The sequence below is a fragment of the Desulfosarcina cetonica JCM 12296 genome (assembly GCF_001311845.1).
GTDB lineage: Bacteria > Desulfobacterota > Desulfobacteria > Desulfobacterales > Desulfosarcinaceae > Desulfosarcina > Desulfosarcina cetonica.
Window position 1 is genome coordinate 13,740 of record NZ_BBCC01000068.1, and the last position, 16,641, is coordinate 30,380.

Annotated in this window: 20 protein-coding genes and 3 pseudogenes; 15 read left to right on the forward strand and 8 right to left on the reverse strand. The window is 55.0% G+C overall.

Going from position 1 to position 16,641, the window contains the following annotated elements; all coding sequences use genetic code 11:
- Positions 1 to 3: 3 nt before the first annotated feature.
- From JCM12296_RS16140 to JCM12296_RS16195, 12 genes and pseudogenes are all read left to right on the forward strand, one after another.
- Positions 4 to 762: a FliA/WhiG family RNA polymerase sigma factor gene (locus JCM12296_RS16140; RefSeq protein WP_054695138.1), complete on the forward strand. Its 759-nt coding sequence runs from the start codon at positions 4 to 6 to the stop codon at positions 760 to 762.
- Positions 740 to 1,486, forward strand: coding sequence for a hypothetical protein (locus JCM12296_RS16145; RefSeq protein ID WP_157067666.1), 747 nt, complete (start codon positions 740 to 742; stop codon positions 1,484 to 1,486). Before JCM12296_RS16140 ends, JCM12296_RS16145 begins: the two co-directional genes overlap by 23 nt.
- A 217-nt stretch (positions 1,487 to 1,703) precedes the next feature.
- Positions 1,704 to 2,438, forward strand: coding sequence for a flagellar basal-body rod protein FlgF (gene flgF, locus JCM12296_RS16150; protein ID WP_054695145.1), 735 nt, complete (start codon positions 1,704 to 1,706; stop codon positions 2,436 to 2,438).
- Positions 2,439 to 2,485: 47 nt separating this feature from the next.
- Positions 2,486 to 3,274 carry a flagellar basal-body rod protein FlgG gene (gene flgG, locus JCM12296_RS16155; RefSeq protein WP_054695148.1) on the forward strand — a complete coding sequence of 263 codons (789 nt, stop codon included), beginning with the start codon at positions 2,486 to 2,488 and terminating at the stop codon, positions 3,272 to 3,274.
- A gap of 6 nt (positions 3,275 to 3,280) precedes the next feature.
- On the forward strand, positions 3,281 to 3,988 hold the full coding sequence (gene flgA, locus JCM12296_RS16160; RefSeq protein WP_157067667.1) for a flagellar basal body P-ring formation chaperone FlgA: 708 nt from the start codon (positions 3,281 to 3,283) through the stop codon (positions 3,986 to 3,988).
- A gap of 217 nt (positions 3,989 to 4,205) precedes the next feature.
- A complete protein-coding gene (locus JCM12296_RS16165) occupies positions 4,206 to 4,754 on the forward strand; it encodes a flagellar basal body L-ring protein FlgH (RefSeq protein ID WP_083456201.1) in 549 nt (182 codons plus the stop codon).
- Positions 4,755 to 4,801: 47 nt separating this feature from the next.
- Positions 4,802 to 5,880: pseudogene (locus tag JCM12296_RS16170) on the forward strand (flagellar basal body P-ring protein FlgI).
- A 2-nt stretch (positions 5,881 to 5,882) separates the two neighbouring features.
- A complete protein-coding gene (locus JCM12296_RS16175; protein ID WP_054695155.1) occupies positions 5,883 to 6,272 on the forward strand; it encodes a rod-binding protein in 390 nt (129 codons plus the stop codon).
- A gap of 116 nt (positions 6,273 to 6,388) precedes the next feature.
- A complete protein-coding gene (locus JCM12296_RS16180; RefSeq protein ID WP_054695159.1) occupies positions 6,389 to 6,715 on the forward strand; it encodes a flagellar biosynthesis anti-sigma factor FlgM in 327 nt (108 codons plus the stop codon).
- A 19-nt stretch (positions 6,716 to 6,734) separates the two neighbouring features.
- On the forward strand, positions 6,735 to 7,253 hold the full coding sequence (locus JCM12296_RS16185; RefSeq protein WP_054695164.1) for a flagellar protein FlgN: 519 nt from the start codon (positions 6,735 to 6,737) through the stop codon (positions 7,251 to 7,253).
- Positions 7,254 to 7,313: 60 nt separating this feature from the next.
- Complete coding sequence (gene flgK / locus JCM12296_RS16190; RefSeq protein WP_054695167.1) at positions 7,314 to 8,705, forward strand: flagellar hook-associated protein FlgK; 1,392 nt, start codon at positions 7,314 to 7,316, stop codon at positions 8,703 to 8,705.
- Between the two features lie 67 nt (positions 8,706 to 8,772).
- Positions 8,773 to 9,600, forward strand: a complete 828-nt coding sequence (locus JCM12296_RS16195; protein ID WP_054695170.1) for a flagellin N-terminal helical domain-containing protein — start codon at positions 8,773 to 8,775, stop codon at positions 9,598 to 9,600.
- Between the two features lie 167 nt (positions 9,601 to 9,767).
- Here the strand turns inward: JCM12296_RS16195 and JCM12296_RS16200 are convergent, their stop codons facing one another.
- From JCM12296_RS16200 to JCM12296_RS16210, 3 genes are read right to left on the reverse strand one after another with little or no spacing between them, the layout of a single operon-like run.
- Positions 9,768 to 10,535, reverse strand: coding sequence for a flagellar motor protein MotB (locus JCM12296_RS16200; RefSeq protein ID WP_054695174.1), 768 nt, complete (start codon positions 10,533 to 10,535; stop codon positions 9,768 to 9,770).
- 11 nt (positions 10,536 to 10,546) lie between these two features.
- Positions 10,547 to 11,323, reverse strand: a complete 777-nt coding sequence (locus JCM12296_RS16205; protein WP_054695176.1) for a MotA/TolQ/ExbB proton channel family protein — start codon at positions 11,321 to 11,323, stop codon at positions 10,547 to 10,549.
- Positions 11,324 to 12,496: a response regulator gene (locus JCM12296_RS16210; protein ID WP_054695179.1), complete on the reverse strand. Its 1,173-nt coding sequence runs from the start codon at positions 12,494 to 12,496 to the stop codon at positions 11,324 to 11,326.
- A 332-nt stretch (positions 12,497 to 12,828) separates the two neighbouring features.
- Here JCM12296_RS16210 and JCM12296_RS16215 point away from each other — a divergent pair, with 332 nt between their 5' ends.
- The 3 genes and pseudogenes from JCM12296_RS16215 to JCM12296_RS49135 all read left to right on the forward strand — a co-directional run bounded on the left by JCM12296_RS16215 (position 12,829) and on the right by JCM12296_RS49135 (position 13,933).
- Positions 12,829 to 13,161: an HIT domain-containing protein gene (locus tag JCM12296_RS16215; protein ID WP_054695183.1), complete on the forward strand. Its 333-nt coding sequence runs from the start codon at positions 12,829 to 12,831 to the stop codon at positions 13,159 to 13,161.
- A gap of 110 nt (positions 13,162 to 13,271) precedes the next feature.
- Positions 13,272 to 13,598 (forward strand): annotated as a pseudogene (locus JCM12296_RS49130) (cytidylyltransferase domain-containing protein); the annotation flags it as partial.
- A gap of 68 nt (positions 13,599 to 13,666) precedes the next feature.
- A complete protein-coding gene (locus JCM12296_RS49135; protein ID WP_306304047.1) occupies positions 13,667 to 13,933 on the forward strand; it encodes a cytidylyltransferase domain-containing protein in 267 nt (88 codons plus the stop codon).
- 141 nt (positions 13,934 to 14,074) lie between these two features.
- Here the strand turns inward: JCM12296_RS49135 and JCM12296_RS16225 are convergent, their stop codons facing one another.
- From JCM12296_RS16225 to JCM12296_RS51440, 5 genes and pseudogenes are all read right to left on the reverse strand, one after another.
- Positions 14,075 to 14,995, reverse strand: coding sequence for a hypothetical protein (locus JCM12296_RS16225; protein ID WP_054695185.1), 921 nt, complete (start codon positions 14,993 to 14,995; stop codon positions 14,075 to 14,077).
- 8 nt (positions 14,996 to 15,003) lie between these two features.
- Complete coding sequence (locus tag JCM12296_RS51425; RefSeq protein WP_306304048.1) at positions 15,004 to 15,204, reverse strand: GMP synthase (glutamine-hydrolyzing); 201 nt, start codon at positions 15,202 to 15,204, stop codon at positions 15,004 to 15,006.
- Positions 15,138 to 15,791, reverse strand: coding sequence for a hypothetical protein (locus JCM12296_RS51430; RefSeq protein WP_306304049.1), 654 nt, complete (start codon positions 15,789 to 15,791; stop codon positions 15,138 to 15,140). Before JCM12296_RS51430 ends, JCM12296_RS51425 begins: the two co-directional genes overlap by 67 nt.
- Positions 15,761 to 15,952, reverse strand: a complete 192-nt coding sequence (locus tag JCM12296_RS51435) for a hypothetical protein (RefSeq protein ID WP_479690867.1) — start codon at positions 15,950 to 15,952, stop codon at positions 15,761 to 15,763. The genes JCM12296_RS51430 and JCM12296_RS51435 overlap by 31 nt, the downstream gene beginning before the upstream one ends.
- Positions 15,953 to 16,039: 87 nt before the next feature.
- Positions 16,040 to 16,467 (reverse strand): annotated as a pseudogene (locus tag JCM12296_RS51440) (glutamine amidotransferase-related protein); the annotation flags it as partial.
- Positions 16,468 to 16,641: the final 174 nt, after the last annotated feature.

A 16,641-nucleotide genomic window follows, 5' to 3' on the forward strand; every position in this document is an offset into this window, starting at 1 on the left:
AACATGGATCTGGCACAAAAACGAGAAGAAACCTTCGCAAAAGACAATCATCTTCTACGAAATCAGATCATCAACGAATACCTTCCCTATGTGAAGCGCATCGTTAACCGTATCGCCGTGCATCTTCCGGCCACCATCGAGGTCGATGACCTGATCAACGTGGGGGTGATCGGGTTGATTCAGGCCATTGAGCGATACGATCCGTCCCGGGATAACAAATTCATCACCTATGCGGTATTTCGCATCAAGGGCGCGGTGCTGAGTGAGTTGCGCTCCCGCGATTTTCTGGGACGTACGACCCGGCGCAAGATCAGGGACCTTGAGAAAGCCTATCTCAAACTGGAGCAGAAACTGGGCCGCGAAGTGAGCGACGAAGAGGTGGCCCGGGAAATGGACATGGATCTGGACCAATTCTATAAGGTCAAACGCATGTCCAGTATCTCTTTTGTCAGCTTCGAGGAGATTGGCCACACGGCAAGCGGTGATGCGGCTTCCATGTCCGGTTCAATGAGCACGGGAGATATGACGGACGCCCTTTCATTGACCACCATGAAAGAGATCAAGTCCACCATCGCCAAGAATATTGACCTGTTGCCGGAAAAGGAAAAACTGGTCATCTCGCTATACTATTCCGATGAACTGACCATGAAGGAAATCGGCCAAGTCCTCAACATCACCGAATCCCGGGTCTCTCAAATTCATGCCCAGGCAATTATCCGGCTGCGGAGTAAATTGCGCCGTGAAGGGCTCCTGGAAGAATAACCGGACACCTGTTTTAAGCCTAACCCGTAAATCACCAGAAGAGGTGAACATGATTCAGCTCAGCTATGAAGTCTGCGGCGTCATTCTTGGCGTATTGTTGATCGGTATTCTGATTGCGGCCGTCATGGTTCGGCGCAAATTGCGCATGGCTGCTCCGGGTTCGACGGTTGTGACCGCCGACGAGATCAGTCCGCGCCATGAACTGGAGCACCGTGCGTTGGTCTACCTGATGACGCAAAAGACAGATTCGATCTTGGCGGCATTGGGTCAGACGATTGCGCAGGAGCGGCAGAAACTGGGTGTGTTTGTCAAAAATCCGGCGGTTGTGTCGGTTGCCGACGAGATGGCCGCCAAGCCGTTGGCTGTCAATCCGCAACCACCATCTGGCATGGAAGCGTCGGCATATGCCGTGCAGGACCCGGTCGCCGCTTCGATGTCGCCATTGAAGACGCCTCCGGTGGTGCCATCCGAAACAGACCGGCGGCGCATCCATTCATCTCCTTCTGGCGACATTGCCGGGCAAACGGAAGAAAAAATGGTCAGGGCGTCCGAACCGCCTGCCGCGTCCAGCTCAACCGTTCCCCCTCCCGACCCGCGACACGCGCTTTATCAGCGTGTCCTGCCCTTGGCCCGTCAGGGATTGAATGTGACGTCCATCGCCGATGCGTTGCAATTGCCGGAGATGGAGGTCGCCATGGTGATGCGACTCAATGCTGCCGCCTAAATCGGCGATCGGTATCGTTGGCATGCCAAGGGGCAGGGCAGTTGTTGCCGACTGGCGATTTTTGCCCTCTCATTCAACTTGGGGACTTTTGTCTAACTATCTAAAATTTTATTTAATTGAGTAACGTGTTTTGTGGCATGGTATTTGATTGAGATGGGATAGGGATGCAGGATAGATCGATGGCACCTTTTAAGGAGACAACCCGATGAGTGGTGGAATGTATTTAGCCGCAGCCGGCGCGATGGTTCAACAACTGCGACTGGAAATGCTGGCCAACAACGTGGCCAATATCAATACGATCGGCTACAAGGGCGAGAAATCGGTATTTCGGATTCAACCGGACGAGACAACATCGGGGGGCGCGACGAATGAAAATACCCTGCAGCCCCTGTCTCCGTATGCACCGCCATTTTCCGAGATCGTCGACTTCAACCAGGGGGCGCTTCGCCAGACCGGCAACCCGCTGGATGTCGCCATCAGCGGCGATGGTTTCTTCTCCATCCAAACGCCTGAAGGCGTTCAATACACCCGACAGGGGAGCTTTAGCTTGGATTCGGATGGAAATCTCGTCACTCAGGATGGTTATGCGGTGCTGGGTGAAGGCGGTCCGATCAATTTGGAAGCGGGGCAGATCGAGATCGACGGTGAAGGCACCCTCTTTGTGGATGGTGACGAGGTGGCGCAATTGCAGATTACCGCATTCGATGACCCCGGTGTGCTGAAAAAGGCTGGCAATGCTCGTTTCTCCCTTGATGAGGGTGCCGCGGCAGGCCAGCGGCCGGAAATGGTGGAGATCAGTCAAGGGTTTCTGGAGTCTGCCAACGTTAACCCCATTCATGCCATGACCGAGATGATCGAAACATCGCGCGCTTTTGAAGCCTATCAGAAAGTGATTCAGTCGGTTGACGCAGCCAGTCAGACCAGCATCAAAGATGTGGGCAGCAGCTTTTGACCACAATCCGGATTAAATCCAATCCGCTAATCTGTTGAGGAGGAATCATGATTCGCAGCTTATGGTCGGCAGCCACGGGAATGCAGGCCCAAACACTTAATATCGACGTAATTTCAAACAATCTCGCCAACGTCAGCACATCCGGCTACAAGAAGAGTCGGGCGGATTTTCAGGATCTGCTCTACCAAACCCTTCGTTCGCCGGGCGTTGCCTCTTCGGCGGATACCCAGGTGCCCACCGGTATCCAGGTGGGGCATGGCACCCGACCCAGCGCTACCCAGAAGATATTTACCCAGGGGGATTTCCAGAACACGGAAAACCAATTGGACATGGCCATCGAGGGTGATGGTTTTTTCCAAATCATGCAGCCCAATGGTGAGATCGCCTACACCCGGGCCGGCACATTCAAACTGGACAGCGACGGCCGCGTGGTCACCTCCGATGGTTTTCCCTTGGAACCGGAATTGACCGTGCCCACCGATACGACCGCTCTTTCCATCGGCACCGACGGAACCGTTTCGGTGTTGCTGGCCGGTGATAGTGCGGCCACGGAGATCGGCAATATCGAACTGGCCCAATTCACCAACCCGGCGGGGCTCGATAGTATCGGACGCAACCTTTTCCTTCCCACCGCCGCTTCCGGTGACGCCACCACCGGTACGCCGGGCCTGGATGGGTACGGAACGATCGCCCAAGGCTATCTGGAAATGTCCAATGTCAGCGTGGTCGATGAGATGGTCAACATGATTGTGGCGCAAAGAGCTTACGAGACCAACAGCAAAACCATTCAGGCTTCGGATGAAATGCTTCAGACGGCAACGAATCTGAAAAGGTAGTTGATCATGCGCCAATGGTTGAAACGCATTATCTGGAGTAGCCTTTTTTTTATTGTTCCGGCCATCACGTGGGCGGGACAGATTCCCGTGGATCAGATCAACAATGCCGTCCAAGCGGCGATTCGCCAACACATGCCCTGGAAAAACGAGGACGTGACGATTGGTCCGATCCATTTTAACGATACCCTCAACCTGCCTAACGGCCGATTGACCTTCCAGATTGTCCCCACCCCCAACGAAGACTTTATAGGGCGTACGATTCTGGCCTTGCATCTTTTTGTGGACGGCCAACCGATACGGCGGATCTGGGTCAACACGACCATTTCGGTCATGGCCAACGTGGTTACCGTGGTTCGCCCGCTGGGCAAATCACAGCCGATCCAGTTTGGCGATCTTGCCTTGACACGACGCGACCTGAAGGACCTGCCATCCGACGCGCTTCGCCAGATGAATGCGGCCGTCGGCCAGCGGACGACCTGCACCATCTATCCCAATACCGTTTTGCAGGCAAGAATGATGGAATCACAACCGCTGGTTCGTCGCGGAGATAGGGTCAAGATTGTAGCCCAATCGGGAAATCTGACCATAACGGCGACCGGGTTGGTCAAACAAAAGGGCGCCAAAGATGAGGTCGTCCGCGTGGTGAATACGGCGTCCAACCGTGTGATTGCCGCCCGCGTCAAGGGACCGGGCTTGGTGGAAGTGGACTTTTAATGAGGTGTCCCATGGCCCAATCGATGAAAAAACGTGTTTTCAGCCGCATCTGTCTGCTTTTGACCATGGTATGGGTCGGCGGCAGTCTGTCGGCCTGTGTGACGGGGCTGGTTGGCAGACCGATCCAGTCACGGCCGCTGGCCTACGATCCGGCCAAACAAACAATGCAACCCCAACCCAATGACGAAATCGCCCAACCTTCGGCGGACGGATCCATATGGCGTGCGAACAGCCTATGGTCGGTCTTTTTTCTGATCAGAAAGCCCATCAGGTGGGGGACATCGTCACGATCAAGATCGTGGAATCCTCCACGGCCACCAATAAAGCCAGTACGGACACGGATCGCACCTCCTCGATGGACGCCAGTTTGGAAGCTTTTTTCAATGCCGAGAAGAAATATCCGACGGATAGCCCCTTTTTCAACCCCTTCTCAAAAGTTGCCGGGGGACTGACAAGCGAATTCGGCGGTTCCGGGACGACCAAGCGTAGCGGTGACTTGGAAGCAAAAATCGCCGCCCTGGTCACCCAGGTGCTGCCTAATGGCAACCTGGTATTGACCGGTTCCCGGGAGGTGCTGGTCAACAACGAGAACCAGATCATTCAGCTCAGCGGCGTGGTTCGGCCGCGTGACATCAGCGCCGACAACCAAGTCCTCTCAACCTACATCGCCGATGCGCGGATTGCCTACAGCGGCAGTGGTGTGGTGAATAATCGACAAAGTACCGGCTGGCTGAGCGATCTGATGATGCTGGTTTGGCCATTCTGATGGGAAAGCAGGGCGTCATGAAAACCTTCGGCAGCGTTTTGATGGGGATGATCTGGGCCTTTTGCATCTGGGGATGGCCTGTATGCGCCAATGCCGCCAGACTCAAGGATATCGTCGAGATCAATGGGGTCCGCAACAATCAATTGGTGGGGTATGGTCTGGTGGTGGGTCTGGACGCAGCGGTGATGGGAAAAAAGCGATCTTTACGGTCCAGTCCATGTCTTCCATGCTTGAGAAGATGGGCGTCACTGTCGATCAGAATGACCTCAAGGTGAAAAACGTGGCCGCCGTCATGGTGACGGCAACGCTGCCCCCTTTCGCCAAACGCGGCAACACCATCGATGTGCTGGTCAGTTCCATCGGCGATGCCAGCAGTCTCCAAGGCGGGACCCTGATGCTGACCCCACTGAAGGGGGTGGATGGCAATATTTACGCGGTGGCCCAGGGGCCGGTCAATGTCGGCGGTTTTTCCATCGGCGGTTCGTCTGCCACGGCCGTGAAAAATTTTCCAACGGTGGGGCGGGTATTGTCCGGTGCAATCATCGAGCGTGAAGTGCCCAACGCCTTTAGCGATCGTCCCGTGGTCATGTTCAGCCTGCATACGCCCGATTTCAACACCGCCGCGCGGATCGTCGATTCGATCAATGCTCAACTGGGCGAGACCTATGCCCGCGCCAAAGACCCGGGAACCATCGAGGTTCGTGTCCCGCCCCAATACATCGGCAATACCGTTCCCCTTTTGGCCTCGCTTAGCGATCTCGAGGTGGAACCGGACAACGATGCCAAGGTCGTGATCAATGAACGTACCGGGACCGTTGTCATGGGGGCGCAGGTGCGTATTTCCACCATCGCCATCGCCCATGGCAACCTGAGTATCGTGGTCAAAGAGAGCCTGGATACGTCGCAACCCCTTCCGCTTTCAGACGGCCAGACCGTTGTTTCTCCCAATACCGCGATCAATGTTCAGGAAGGTGGCAACAAGCTCATGGTGGTCCCCCAGGGGGTCAGCATCGGACAAGTGGTTAACGCCCTCAACGCCCTGGGGGTAACGCCCAGGGACCTGATCGCCATTTTCCAGGCGATCAAGGCCGCCGGAGCGCTGCAGGCTGATTTGGAGGTGATCTAATAATGGCGGATATCAATAAATTGTCCGACGCATCCGCGTTGTTGCAATTGCAGGCGGCCCGGTCGGCACAAAACGTGTCCCACCCAGGTTCGGTGATGTCGCCGGAGAATCGTTCCGCAGAAGCACTGGAGAAGGCCAGCCAGCAATTCGAGGCATTACTGTTGAACATCATGATCAAGGAGATGCGGGCCACCGTTCCGGAATCCGATCTCTTTCCGAGATCCATGGCCGATGAAATTTTCACCGGTATGCTGGATGAGCAATATGCCGATACCATGGCACGTAACGGGGGGATCGGACTATCGGAAATGGTGGTCGATCAGCTGAAAAACAGCGAATCCGATTCCCGTGTGATCGATAAAAAAACTGCCGGAACGGTAAAATTAAAGTGACCGGAAGAATTGGCCGATGATTGAAGGAGAAGACATCAACGCGTGGTCTGGGCGTGGAAACGATAACAGCGGCAGACCACGGGCGCAATGCTCAGCGAACCCCAGGAGCCCAGTGGATGGAACTCTCCGCAAAAACGCAACGACTGACGCTTCAGATCAACAATGCGCTCTTCAATCATGCACGGTCAATGACCTCGATGGATTCCAGAGAAGCAACGGATTCCGAGGATATGGTGAATCTTTCCGGCGGTGGTAGTGCGATTGGTGATGCAGCCTGGCCGCTTAATGACGGTTCCGAAACGTGTGGTGACAAAGTTGCCATGCTGAAACAGTCCATCGCCTCGGGGAACTACCGGGTGAATGGCAAGCGCGTTGCCGCCAATCTTCTGACAGAAGCCGGCGAAAACAATGAACTGTTAAAACAGATGGGCATCGACGCCTGAATGACCCCATGGAGACGGCATGAAACCGAATTTTGATTATTTGATTGAAGTCATGGATGAAGAGATAAGCTGCTATGAGCGCATGCAAGCCATCCTGCGCGAGGAAAAGCAGGCGGCGATGCATCGCCAGCGCGATCATTTTCATCGTATTCTTCAGGAGAAACAATCCCTTGTTGAAGAGATCAAGCAAATCGAGGAACGGCGTCGCCATCGGGTAGATAAAATGGCTCAGGAATTGCGCCTGGCCGACGATGCCCTGCCGCTTCGGGCCAGTCAACTGGCCGGTCATTTGGCGCCCCCCATGGCACGTCAGCTGATGGAGCGGACCGCCGGCCTTAAACGTCTGATGACGCACGTAAAAATGGAAAACGACGCCAATGCGAGGCTTTTTTCTCATTATCTGGAACTCGTTCATGGCGCGCTCAAAATGTTGAACGGTTTGGTATACGGCCATTCCGTTTATGCCAAACCGGGGACCGGTAGTCGCGTTACCGGATATGGCGGCAATTGTGGGAAAGTTTTTTGTGGAAACATATAAGCGCGGAAATATCGGATGCAGAATGCATCGGATCAACCAACAGCCTAGGAGAAAGAAGTCATGGCAAATATCATCTATGGCATGCTCAATGTAGCCAGGACGGCTCTGCTCACCCAGCAAAAGGCCCTGGATGTCACGGCCAACAATATTGCCAATGTCAATACCGAAGGGTATTCACGCCAGCGCGTCAATCTCGCGCAAAACGAACCCGTGTACTACGAAAACGGCATCCTGAGTACGGGTGTCCAGGCCGAGCAGACTGTCCAGCGGATCTACGACCAGTTCCTCAACGCGCAAATCACCGAGGCGGAATCGGATTTGGGTCGTTGGGACGCCCAGCTGGAAACCCTCGAAAAAGCCGAACTGATGTTTGATGAAACATCCGGATACGGTTTGAACGATGCCTTATCCGAATTCTGGAATTCATGGCAGGACCTCGCCAACAACCCGGATGGATATACCGAGCGGGCAACGCTGATTGGCAATACAGAGAATCTGACCGACGTTTTCAACAGCCTTTCCACCAGACTGAGTGAAGTTCAGGCCGACAGCGACATCAGCATCACCGGGGCGGTCGATGACATCAACACCCTTACCCGCGAGATCGCCAGCCTGAACCTCAAAATCGCTGAGGTCGAAGCCGGCGGGTACAGCGCCAATACCTTCCGGGATGAGCGGGATCTGAAATTACAGGAACTATCGGCGCTGATCGACGTCAACAGCTTTGAGGATGCCGATGGCTATCTGACCATTACGACGGTCAACGGTAACACCCTGGTGGATCGAGGCAACTCATGGGAGCTGACCACGCACACCAATGGTGGCTTCGAGGATGTCTTCTGGGTCAGCAACAGCGGTACGGAAGAAAATATCACCGAAGGCATTTCAACGGGCAAGCTGAAAGGTTGGATCGAAGCCCGCGATACGATCATTCCCGGTTATATCAGCCAGCTGGATGAGATCGCGGCCACCATCGTCGATGCGGTCAACGACCTTCATGAAGATGGAACCGACCTATACGGCGGGAATGAGCCCGAATTTTTTATTGGCACCAATACCCATGCTTCGAACATCGCGATCAATCCGGATATCGCCGCCGATACCAATTTGATTGCCGCGGCGGGTGCTGGTGAGGCCATTCCCGGGGGTAACGAAAACGCCATTGCGATTGCCAACCTTCAGAACAGCTTTCTGATTAGCGGGGCAACCATCGATGACGTCTACAATTCGCTGGTCAGCACCGTGGGTGCCGATGTCTCAACGGCCCAGGTCAACAGTGCGCATCAATCCACGGTTTCCCTGCAGCTGGCCACTTATCGGGAAGAGGTATCCGGGGTTTCTCTGGATGAGGAAATGGTCGATCTGGTGCAGTTTCAAAGTGCCTATAATGCCGCCGCCAAGCTGGTGAGCGCGACCGATGAGATGCTTGCAACCCTCATGAACATGGTCTGAGCGCCGGAGAATAGGAGTCAACGATGAGAATCAGCCCAAAAATCATGACCGAAAACATCAAGCCAATTTGGCCAAACAGAGCACCCAGTTATCCAAGACCCAGATTCAGATTGCCACCGGTAAACGCATCAACAGCCTCTCCGACGATCCCAAAGGGATTGGACGGGTACTGGGCTACCGCTCCACGTTGTCGCGCATCGATCAGTACCAGTCCAATATCACGGATGCCATGAACCGGGTGGCGTATACGGAAACGATTCTGGGGCAGATCAATGAATTAGTGGAAGATGCCAAGGGTATCGCTTCTAACTACGATGGGAGCAGCTCGGAAGCGCTCGCCCAGTCGGTGGGCAATATTCGTGACCAGATCTTGGGCCTGGCCAATTCGCGCTACGGTGATGATTACCTTCTTTCCGGCGACATGACCAGTACCGCACCCTTCGATGCAACCTCGGGTGATTATAATGGCGACAACGGTTCCTATGGTGCGATCATTGGAGACGGCATCACGATCACCCTTGCGGCTGACGGCGGTGAGATGCTCACCGATGCCGCTTCCACGGATACCGTGCTTGCCGTGCTTGACGATCTGGTGGTCGCCCTCCGGGATGACAATCAAGACGATGTTCGCGACGCACTCGAGCCCCTGCAGAACATCGACGACCAATTGGAGCTGGTCCGTTCGAATTTCGCTGCGGCGTATTCCCGCTTGAAAGACACCCAGGAACGGTGGGAAGCGCTTAGTAATGCCGTTGAGACCATGCGTTCCAAAACGGAAGATGCCGACGTTACCGAAGCCGCCGTGGATTTGCAGCTTCAGCAGACTTCCTATGAATTACTCTTGCAGGTGGCCTCGGAGGTTCTGCAACCGACGCTGCTCGATTTTCTCGGATAGAAGAAGAGATAGAAAATCGTCCCCAATCCAAAATCGCCGCCCATGGGAAATGATCCCATGGGCGGCGATTCTTTTTTGATGGCTTCGCAAAAAAAACCGATATCGGCGTTACGCTTCATCGTTTGATCTCGGGCTTTTTGCGAAACCGTCTGTGATCAAGGAAGGGGTTACTCTGTGGGTAGCAAATCGGCGTTGATTTCCATCTTGTCACGCTTGGGGATCGTACCCACGGTGATCTCGACGCGCCGATTCTTGCGGCGTCCGGCCTCGGTGAGGTTATCCGCGATGGGGCGATACTCACCGAACCCCATGGTGGCGACCCGCTTGGGGTCGATATCGGTCCTGTCCAGCAGGAACTGGGCAACCGTCGCGGCCCGGGCAATGGAAAGTTTCAGGTTGGATTGAAACGGCCCCCCCCTCACCGGAACATTGTCGGTGTGGCCGGAGATGATGATGTCACCGGTCGTCTCCTTGGCCAGGATCTGGCCGATGCGCAGGATCAACGGCTCGAGCTCGGATTTGATTTCAGCCTTGCCGGAATCAAAGGTACTTTCTCCCATGAAGCGGATCGTGACTTTGTCTTTGCCGGCCTTGACCTCGATATCCTCGCCGATCTGGCTGTAAAGCTCGTTGAAATTATCTTCCAATTCACGGCCGATAAACTCCTTGATGCGTGTGGCAATCGCATCCTGATCAAAATCCTTGGCGATCATCTTGAGACCGGCGCGTGGCGACTCGGATACATTTTCCTGCCGCTGGATGCCGAAGGCTTTTTCCATGGAACCGGCAACCTGTTTGTATTTTTCGCGATCCATTTCAGAAAAAGAGAGTAGCAGAACGAAAAAGCAGAGCAGCAGGCTCATCAAATCCCCAAAGGTGCACATCCACATGGGCGCACCTTTGACACATACCGGACATTCCTGGTCGTCGCTCATGATTTCCCTTGTTATTCCGTTTTCGTTTTCTCGCCCTCGGTTTTCTGACGTTCCTTGGGAGAGAGGAAGATTTTCAGAGATTCTTCCAGTACCATGGGAGAGACACCCCGGTTGATGGCGATCGCCGCCTCGACGATGATGCTTTTGTTGAGCCGTTCCTGTTCGCTACGCAGGGTCAGTTTCTCGGCAATCGGCAGGGCGACCAGGTTTGCCATCACCGCGCCGTACATGGTTGTCAAAAGCGCAACGGCCATGGAGGGACCGATGGCGGAAGGATCCGACATGGAGGTGAGCATTTGGACGAGACCGATCAGGGTGCCGATCATGCCGAAAGCCGGGGCGGAATCCCCCATGCCCTTGAACACGTTCTGACCGGTGGTGTGCCGTTGGCTCATCAGGCGGATGTCCTTGTTGAGCATGTCGGCAATCAGACCCTCGTCGTAACCGTCGGAGAGATAGCGCAGCGCCTTGGCGGAAAAGGGATCCGACGGCTTCTCCTTTTCCAGTGCGATCAAGCCTTCCTTCTTGGCGATGCGCGTGAACTCGACCATCTCCTTGATGATGTTTTCAGGCGCTTCCATTTTTACCAGGAAGGCTTTCATGGCCACGTTGATGGATCCGATCACGTCCGCCATGGTGAATTTGATGAAGGTCACGGCGATGGTTCCGCCGCAGACAATCAGGAGACTGGGAACGTTGATGAAGATCAGTGCGCTACCACCGATCACGATCGAACCGACGATCAAGACCGTTCCGCTGATTAACCCGATGATGGTTGCAAGATCCATTTAACGCCTCACGGAAGATTTACGAATCAGCACTTTGTCGTGAATGGTGCCGATGGTGTGGTATTGTTTCAGTTTGTCGATCGCGTACGCGTCCAGCACGGTATCCGCCGCCATGACCATCGCGCCGGTTTTCATGCGCACATGGGCTGCCAGCACCATGCCGGGATTTAGCGTGTCGACCGTTCGTTCCTCATTGGATTTGCGGGCCTGATCATGCTGCTGCGCGACATTCAGTTCGAGTAGCATGGCCACGACCTGGGGGGACAATTGGTAGCCCCGTATCGGCTGCAGGCGTTCGGGAATCTCGTCCAGTGGAAACCGTCCGCGATGGACCAGGTTGTCGTAGATACTGGCGGCCGAGACCAGTTGGGCGCCGATGGGGATTTCATCACCGGCCAAGCCATCGGGAAACCCTTTTCCGTTGTACTGTTCATGGTGCATGCGCACGAACAGGGCGGCCGGTTTCATGATTTCGATTTCACCGATGATGCGCGCCCCCATGACGGCATGGGACTGGTATAGCTCGCGTTCATCATTGACCATCTCGGTACGCCGTTTGTTGAGAATGGATTTTGGAATGCCAACCATGCCAATGTCATGCAACAGCGCCGCGGTTTCGATGATCGGGACCTCAGTGTCGCCCACATCCGGATGACGACGGGCCAGTTCAAGGGCCAGCTTCGCGGTTCGTCGACAATGCCCGCCAAGATCCTCGTCAAAAACCTCAAGCAACTGGGTGAACATATGGATGGTCTGGTAGTGGTTGGCGGTGATGATTTCAATTTTACGCTTGAGGTTCCGTTCCAGGTTGACGATGCGGGCACCGATTTCAATCCGGGCCCGCAGGGCTTCCAGGTCAATGGGCTTGGTGATGTAATCATCGACGCCGCTCTCGAGTCCATGCAGGATATCCGCACGCGAATCCTGGGCACTGATCAGAATCAGATAGATATAGCCGGATGAATCGGATGCGCGTACCCGTTGGCAGAGTTCGAGGCCATCCAATCCGGGCATCATCCAGTCGCTGACCACGATGTCGATCGGGGTTTGTTGCAGAAGGCTCCAGGCCTGACTGCCATCTGCGGCGGTGGATACCTGGTGACCCCATTTGACCAGTGATGATGACAACAGACTCAAGGTTACAGGATCGTCATCGGCAATCAGAATATTCATGGTTTGGATTCAATCTGGCGCATGCCCGACATGGTGCTGATAAGGTTATCTGTCTGAGGCGATCGAAATCGTGGTATGCCTAATAAATAACATGGTGTACGATGCTTTGTTGTACACACATATCGGCCGCCGGTTTTAAAACTTAAATTACGAATTCCAGGGATTTTCGGGCTGTTTGGGGGAAGCTCCGTCCTGGAGGAATCCAAATGGGTTCTTGACAAGGTCACTGGGGAACCGATAGGAACAAGCGGCCGGACAACCGGTTTTCAGACACCCCACTTTCCTCCCACTTCGGTCGCCAAGCCCGGGAGAAACCACAGGAGAACGTTGCCATGGAAAACGATTGTCTGTTCTGTAAGATTGCCAGCGGCCAGACGGATACTCCGTTTTTATTCGAAAATGAGCATCTGGTGGTGTTTCGCGATATCCATCCGCATGCGCCGGTCCACCTCCTGATTGTCCCCAAGCGACATATCCGCAGCGTCAATGATCTTACGGAAGCCGATCATGCGGTTCTGGCGGAAATGATCATGACGGCCAAGTTAATGGCCAAACAAGAGAACGTGGATGCATCGGGGTATAAATTGCTCATCAACGTGGAAAGAGGCGGCGGGCAGGTGATTTTTCACTTGCACCTGCACCTGATGGGCGGCAAAGTCTGGTAGGCCCTTGGCCTTCATCAGCGTTCGCACCTTTTATCGAAGTTGAATGCCCTTTTCATGCGACCCGAATTTGCCGCGGTCGCCTGACTGAACTGAAAGAAGGATGCCTTGCTATGCGGGTTGTGGTGATCATCCCCTCACGCTATGGATCGACCCGGTTCGACGGTAAGCCCTTGGCCCGGATCTACGGTCGACCGATGATCCAATGGGTCTATCAACGGGCCTTGCAGGCCAATTGTGTTGAAGCCGTTCATGTGGCGACCGATGACGAACGCATCCGGGTTGCGGTCAAGGCCTTTGGCGGCAACGTGATCATGACCTCATCGGCGTGCCGTTCCGGTACGGATCGCGTGGCCGAAGCCGCCGAGCATTTGGGGCTTGGCCTTCAGGATGTGGTGATCAATATCCAAGGCGATCAACCCTTGGTGGATTCCCGCAGTTTTGACGCCCTGGTGAAACCGTTCGCCGAAGATGCAGCGGTGAAGATGAGCACCCTGCATTTGCCATCGTGGATGAACGTGAGATTACCGATCCCAAGGATGTTAAGGTCACGTTTGACAACAACGGCGATGCCCTTTACTTTTCCCGGGCCACCATTCCTTATGCGCGCGACGGCGGAACGGGTCATGCCATCTACAAGCACCTGGCGTTTATGCCTATACACGAGAATTTCTGGAGTGCTTTCGGCAGCTACCGCCGGGAAGGCTGGAAGAGATCGAGAAACTCGAGCAGCTGCGGGCCATGGAGCACGGTCATCGTATCCGCGTGGTGGTGACGCCTTACGATTCGCCCGAGGTGGATCTGCCGGTCGACATTCGTCGCATCGAGGAGAAAATGGCCGTCATGGGGCTGTGAGTATTTTTGACGGATTCGCGCAGGTGAATGTCTCGGGTTTTTTACGAATCCGTCGACATGCTTAATTGATCGTCTGCTCCGAGATCCCGCCAGACGAACGCTCGGGGATGCCCGATGACGGCTTGGGCGGTGTGTAGGTCGACGGTGCCACGGGTTTCGTCGACGACGGGGGGGACGTAGCGCGGGCCTTTGCCAGCGTATCCAGACGCTGTTTCAACGTCGCCTGGCTTTTTTGGACCGCGGCGAGCTTCTTATCCACAACGGAAAATTTCTCCTTGACCATCTCCTGCAGGGACAGCCGCTCCAAACGAAGGGCCAGGTCCAACGATTCCTTGTTTAATTGGTTGCTGGATAGCGCTTTGGTCCTTTTTTCCAGCTGGGCCAGCTGACCTTGATCCGCTTTGAGGCCGTCGGCAATGCGTTGAATCTGACCGGCCAGTTCACCATCGAATTTTTCGAAAGCGGCATCGAGGGCCGTCAGTTCTTTCCGCAGGCCGGCGATGTCATCCGTGGTTTTCTTAATGGCGTTGGCCGTCTTTTGGGTAATTTCCTCCAGCGCGGCTTGATCGGGTTTATTCGCGACACGTTGCTGGAATTCGGCAACGCTTTTTTTAAGGTTGGCCTGCATGGCGGCATTGGCAGCTTCCAAAGCCTTGGCCTGCGTTTCCAGTTGCTCCTCGATCTTGGCCTGTTTGAGGGAAAGATTGGAAAAACGGGACGCCAGATCATTGGATAGGCTTTGAACCCCCATGGTGCCATAGTTCTGCGTTTTCTCGATCCGGTTTTTGATGTCCAGATAACCAGCTGCCACAACGACGATCAAAAGGATCGAGAGGAGCACCGCCACTTGGGTGACGCGGGCGTTCAGCCTGTCGAGACGCAATGTGTCGGCCGTGGCTTCGGCCTCGGGCACTTCCACCGCGTCGGCATCGGGGATGTCGTCGCGAATGGTAAACCGGCCGGAATCGTCATGTTCGTTCATGGTTCTTGCTATTCCCATTCGATGGTGCTGGGGGGTTTGGAACTGATGTCGTAGACCACGCGATTGACGCCGCGGACTTCGTTGATAATGCGGTTCGAAATCTTTCCGAGCAGCTTATGGGGCAATTTGGCCCAGTCGGCCGTCATGGCATCCTTGCTGGTGACCGCCCGAATGGCAACGATATTTTCGTAGGTGCGACCATCGCCCATGATTCCCACGCTTTTGATGGGCAGCAGGACGCAAAGGATTGCCAGAGCTTTCGGTAGTAGCCGGCGGCACGAATTTCTTCCTGTAAGACCGCATCCACTTCCCGCAACACCTCCAGTCGCTTTTGGGTGACTTCTCCGATCACCCGGATGGCCAGACCCGGCCCGGGAAACGGCTGGCGCCAGACCAGATCCTCATCCAGTCCCAAGGTTTTGCCCAGCTTGCGCACCTCATCTTTGAAAAGGTACTTCAGGGGTTCGACCAGTTTGAGTTTCATTTTCTCAGGCAGGCCACCGACATTGTGATGCGATTTGATCACCGCCGTCGGGCCGCCGAAAGCGGATCGGGATTCGATGATATCGGGATACAGGGTCCCCTGGCCGAGAAAATCGGCGTCCTTGATTTTCATCGCTTCGGCCTCGAAGACATCCATGAAGATCTTGCCGATGATTCTGCGTTTGCGCTCCGGATCGGTGACCCCGGAAAGCGCATCGATGAACTGGCTGGCGGCGTTGACGAAACGAATGTTGATGCTCAGATGGCGCTTGAGCTTTTCTTTCAACTGGTCGGCCTCGTTTTTGCGCAACAACCCGTTATCCACGAAAATACAGGTGAGGTTGGCGCCGATGGCTGGTGAATCAACAGGGCGGTGACCGACGAGTCCACACCGCCGGAGAGCCCCAGAATGACTTTCTTGTCGCCGACACTTTCGCGAATCTGGGCGATGGCGTCCCTGGCAAAGGATTTCATGGTCCAGGATCGCTTGCAGGCACAGACGTCAAACAGGAAGTTCTGGATGACCTTGCGCCCCTTGACGGTATGCTCGACTTCGGGATGAAACTGAACGCCGTAGAATTTTTTCTCCGGATTGGCGACCGCGGCGACAGCCGTGTTTTCCGTCGATGCGGTGATTTCAAACCCCTCGGGCACGGCTTCAATGGAATCCCCATGGCTCATCCAGGTGACGGTTTCGCCGGTGATATCGTTGAACAGGCGCTTGGGGCGGTTACGCTGAGTGACGCAAAACCGTATTCACGCTTGGCGGCTTTTTTGACACGTCCACCCAGGGTGTCGATCATGAACTGCATCCCGTAGCAGATTCCCAAGACGGGAATTCCGAGTTCGAAGATGCCGGCATCCACCCGGGGGCTGCCCGCTTCGTAGATACTGGAGGGGCCGCCAGACAGGATGATGCCCTCGGGTGCCAGGGCGCGAATCTCCGCTGCGAGATGCTCGGCGGCTCGATCTGGCAGTAAACGCGGCATTCACGCACACGCCGGGCGATCAGTTGGTTAAATTGGGAGCCAAAATCGATGATCACAATCATGGGCGGTCTCCATCCATCGGGATGCCAAAAGGGCCGTAATTCAACGGGTTGATCAATTTTGGGGGCGTAATAGCACTATCATCTGAAAAAGGCAACCAAAGGGCCGTCTTGG

What these genes read in the sequence shown, in the direction of transcription:
- JCM12296_RS16140 (WP_054695138.1), top strand. Translation starts at nt 4, where the DNA reads ATGGATCTGGCACAAAAACGAGAAGAAACCTTCGCAAAAGACAATCAT.
- flgF (WP_054695145.1), top strand. Translation starts at nt 1,704, where the DNA reads ATGTATTTAGCCGCAGCCGGCGCGATGGTTCAACAACTGCGACTGGAA.
- flgG (WP_054695148.1), top strand. Translation starts at nt 2,486, where the DNA reads ATGATTCGCAGCTTATGGTCGGCAGCCACGGGAATGCAGGCCCAAACA.
- flgA (WP_157067667.1), top strand. Translation starts at nt 3,281, where the DNA reads ATGCGCCAATGGTTGAAACGCATTATCTGGAGTAGCCTTTTTTTTATT.
- JCM12296_RS16165 (WP_083456201.1), top strand. Translation starts at nt 4,206, where the DNA reads ATGGCGTGCGAACAGCCTATGGTCGGTCTTTTTTCTGATCAGAAAGCC.
- JCM12296_RS16175 (WP_054695155.1), top strand. Translation starts at nt 5,883, where the DNA reads ATGGCGGATATCAATAAATTGTCCGACGCATCCGCGTTGTTGCAATTG.
- JCM12296_RS16180 (WP_054695159.1), top strand. Translation starts at nt 6,389, where the DNA reads ATGGAACTCTCCGCAAAAACGCAACGACTGACGCTTCAGATCAACAAT.
- JCM12296_RS16185 (WP_054695164.1), top strand. Translation starts at nt 6,735, where the DNA reads ATGAAACCGAATTTTGATTATTTGATTGAAGTCATGGATGAAGAGATA.
- flgK (WP_054695167.1), top strand. Translation starts at nt 7,314, where the DNA reads ATGGCAAATATCATCTATGGCATGCTCAATGTAGCCAGGACGGCTCTG.
- JCM12296_RS16200 (WP_054695174.1), bottom strand. Translation starts at nt 10,535, where the DNA reads ATGAGCGACGACCAGGAATGTCCGGTATGTGTCAAAGGTGCGCCCATG.
- JCM12296_RS16205 (WP_054695176.1), bottom strand. Translation starts at nt 11,323, where the DNA reads ATGGATCTTGCAACCATCATCGGGTTAATCAGCGGAACGGTCTTGATC.
- JCM12296_RS16210 (WP_054695179.1), bottom strand. Translation starts at nt 12,496, where the DNA reads ATGAATATTCTGATTGCCGATGACGATCCTGTAACCTTGAGTCTGTTG.
- JCM12296_RS16215 (WP_054695183.1), top strand. Translation starts at nt 12,829, where the DNA reads ATGGAAAACGATTGTCTGTTCTGTAAGATTGCCAGCGGCCAGACGGAT.
- JCM12296_RS16225 (WP_054695185.1), bottom strand. Translation starts at nt 14,995, where the DNA reads ATGAACGAACATGACGATTCCGGCCGGTTTACCATTCGCGACGACATC.
- JCM12296_RS51425 (WP_306304048.1), bottom strand. Translation starts at nt 15,204, where the DNA reads ATGGGCGATGGTCGCACCTACGAAAATATCGTTGCCATTCGGGCGGTC.
- JCM12296_RS51435 (WP_479690867.1), bottom strand. Translation starts at nt 15,952, where the DNA reads ATGAAATCCTTTGCCAGGGACGCCATCGCCCAGATTCGCGAAAGTGTC.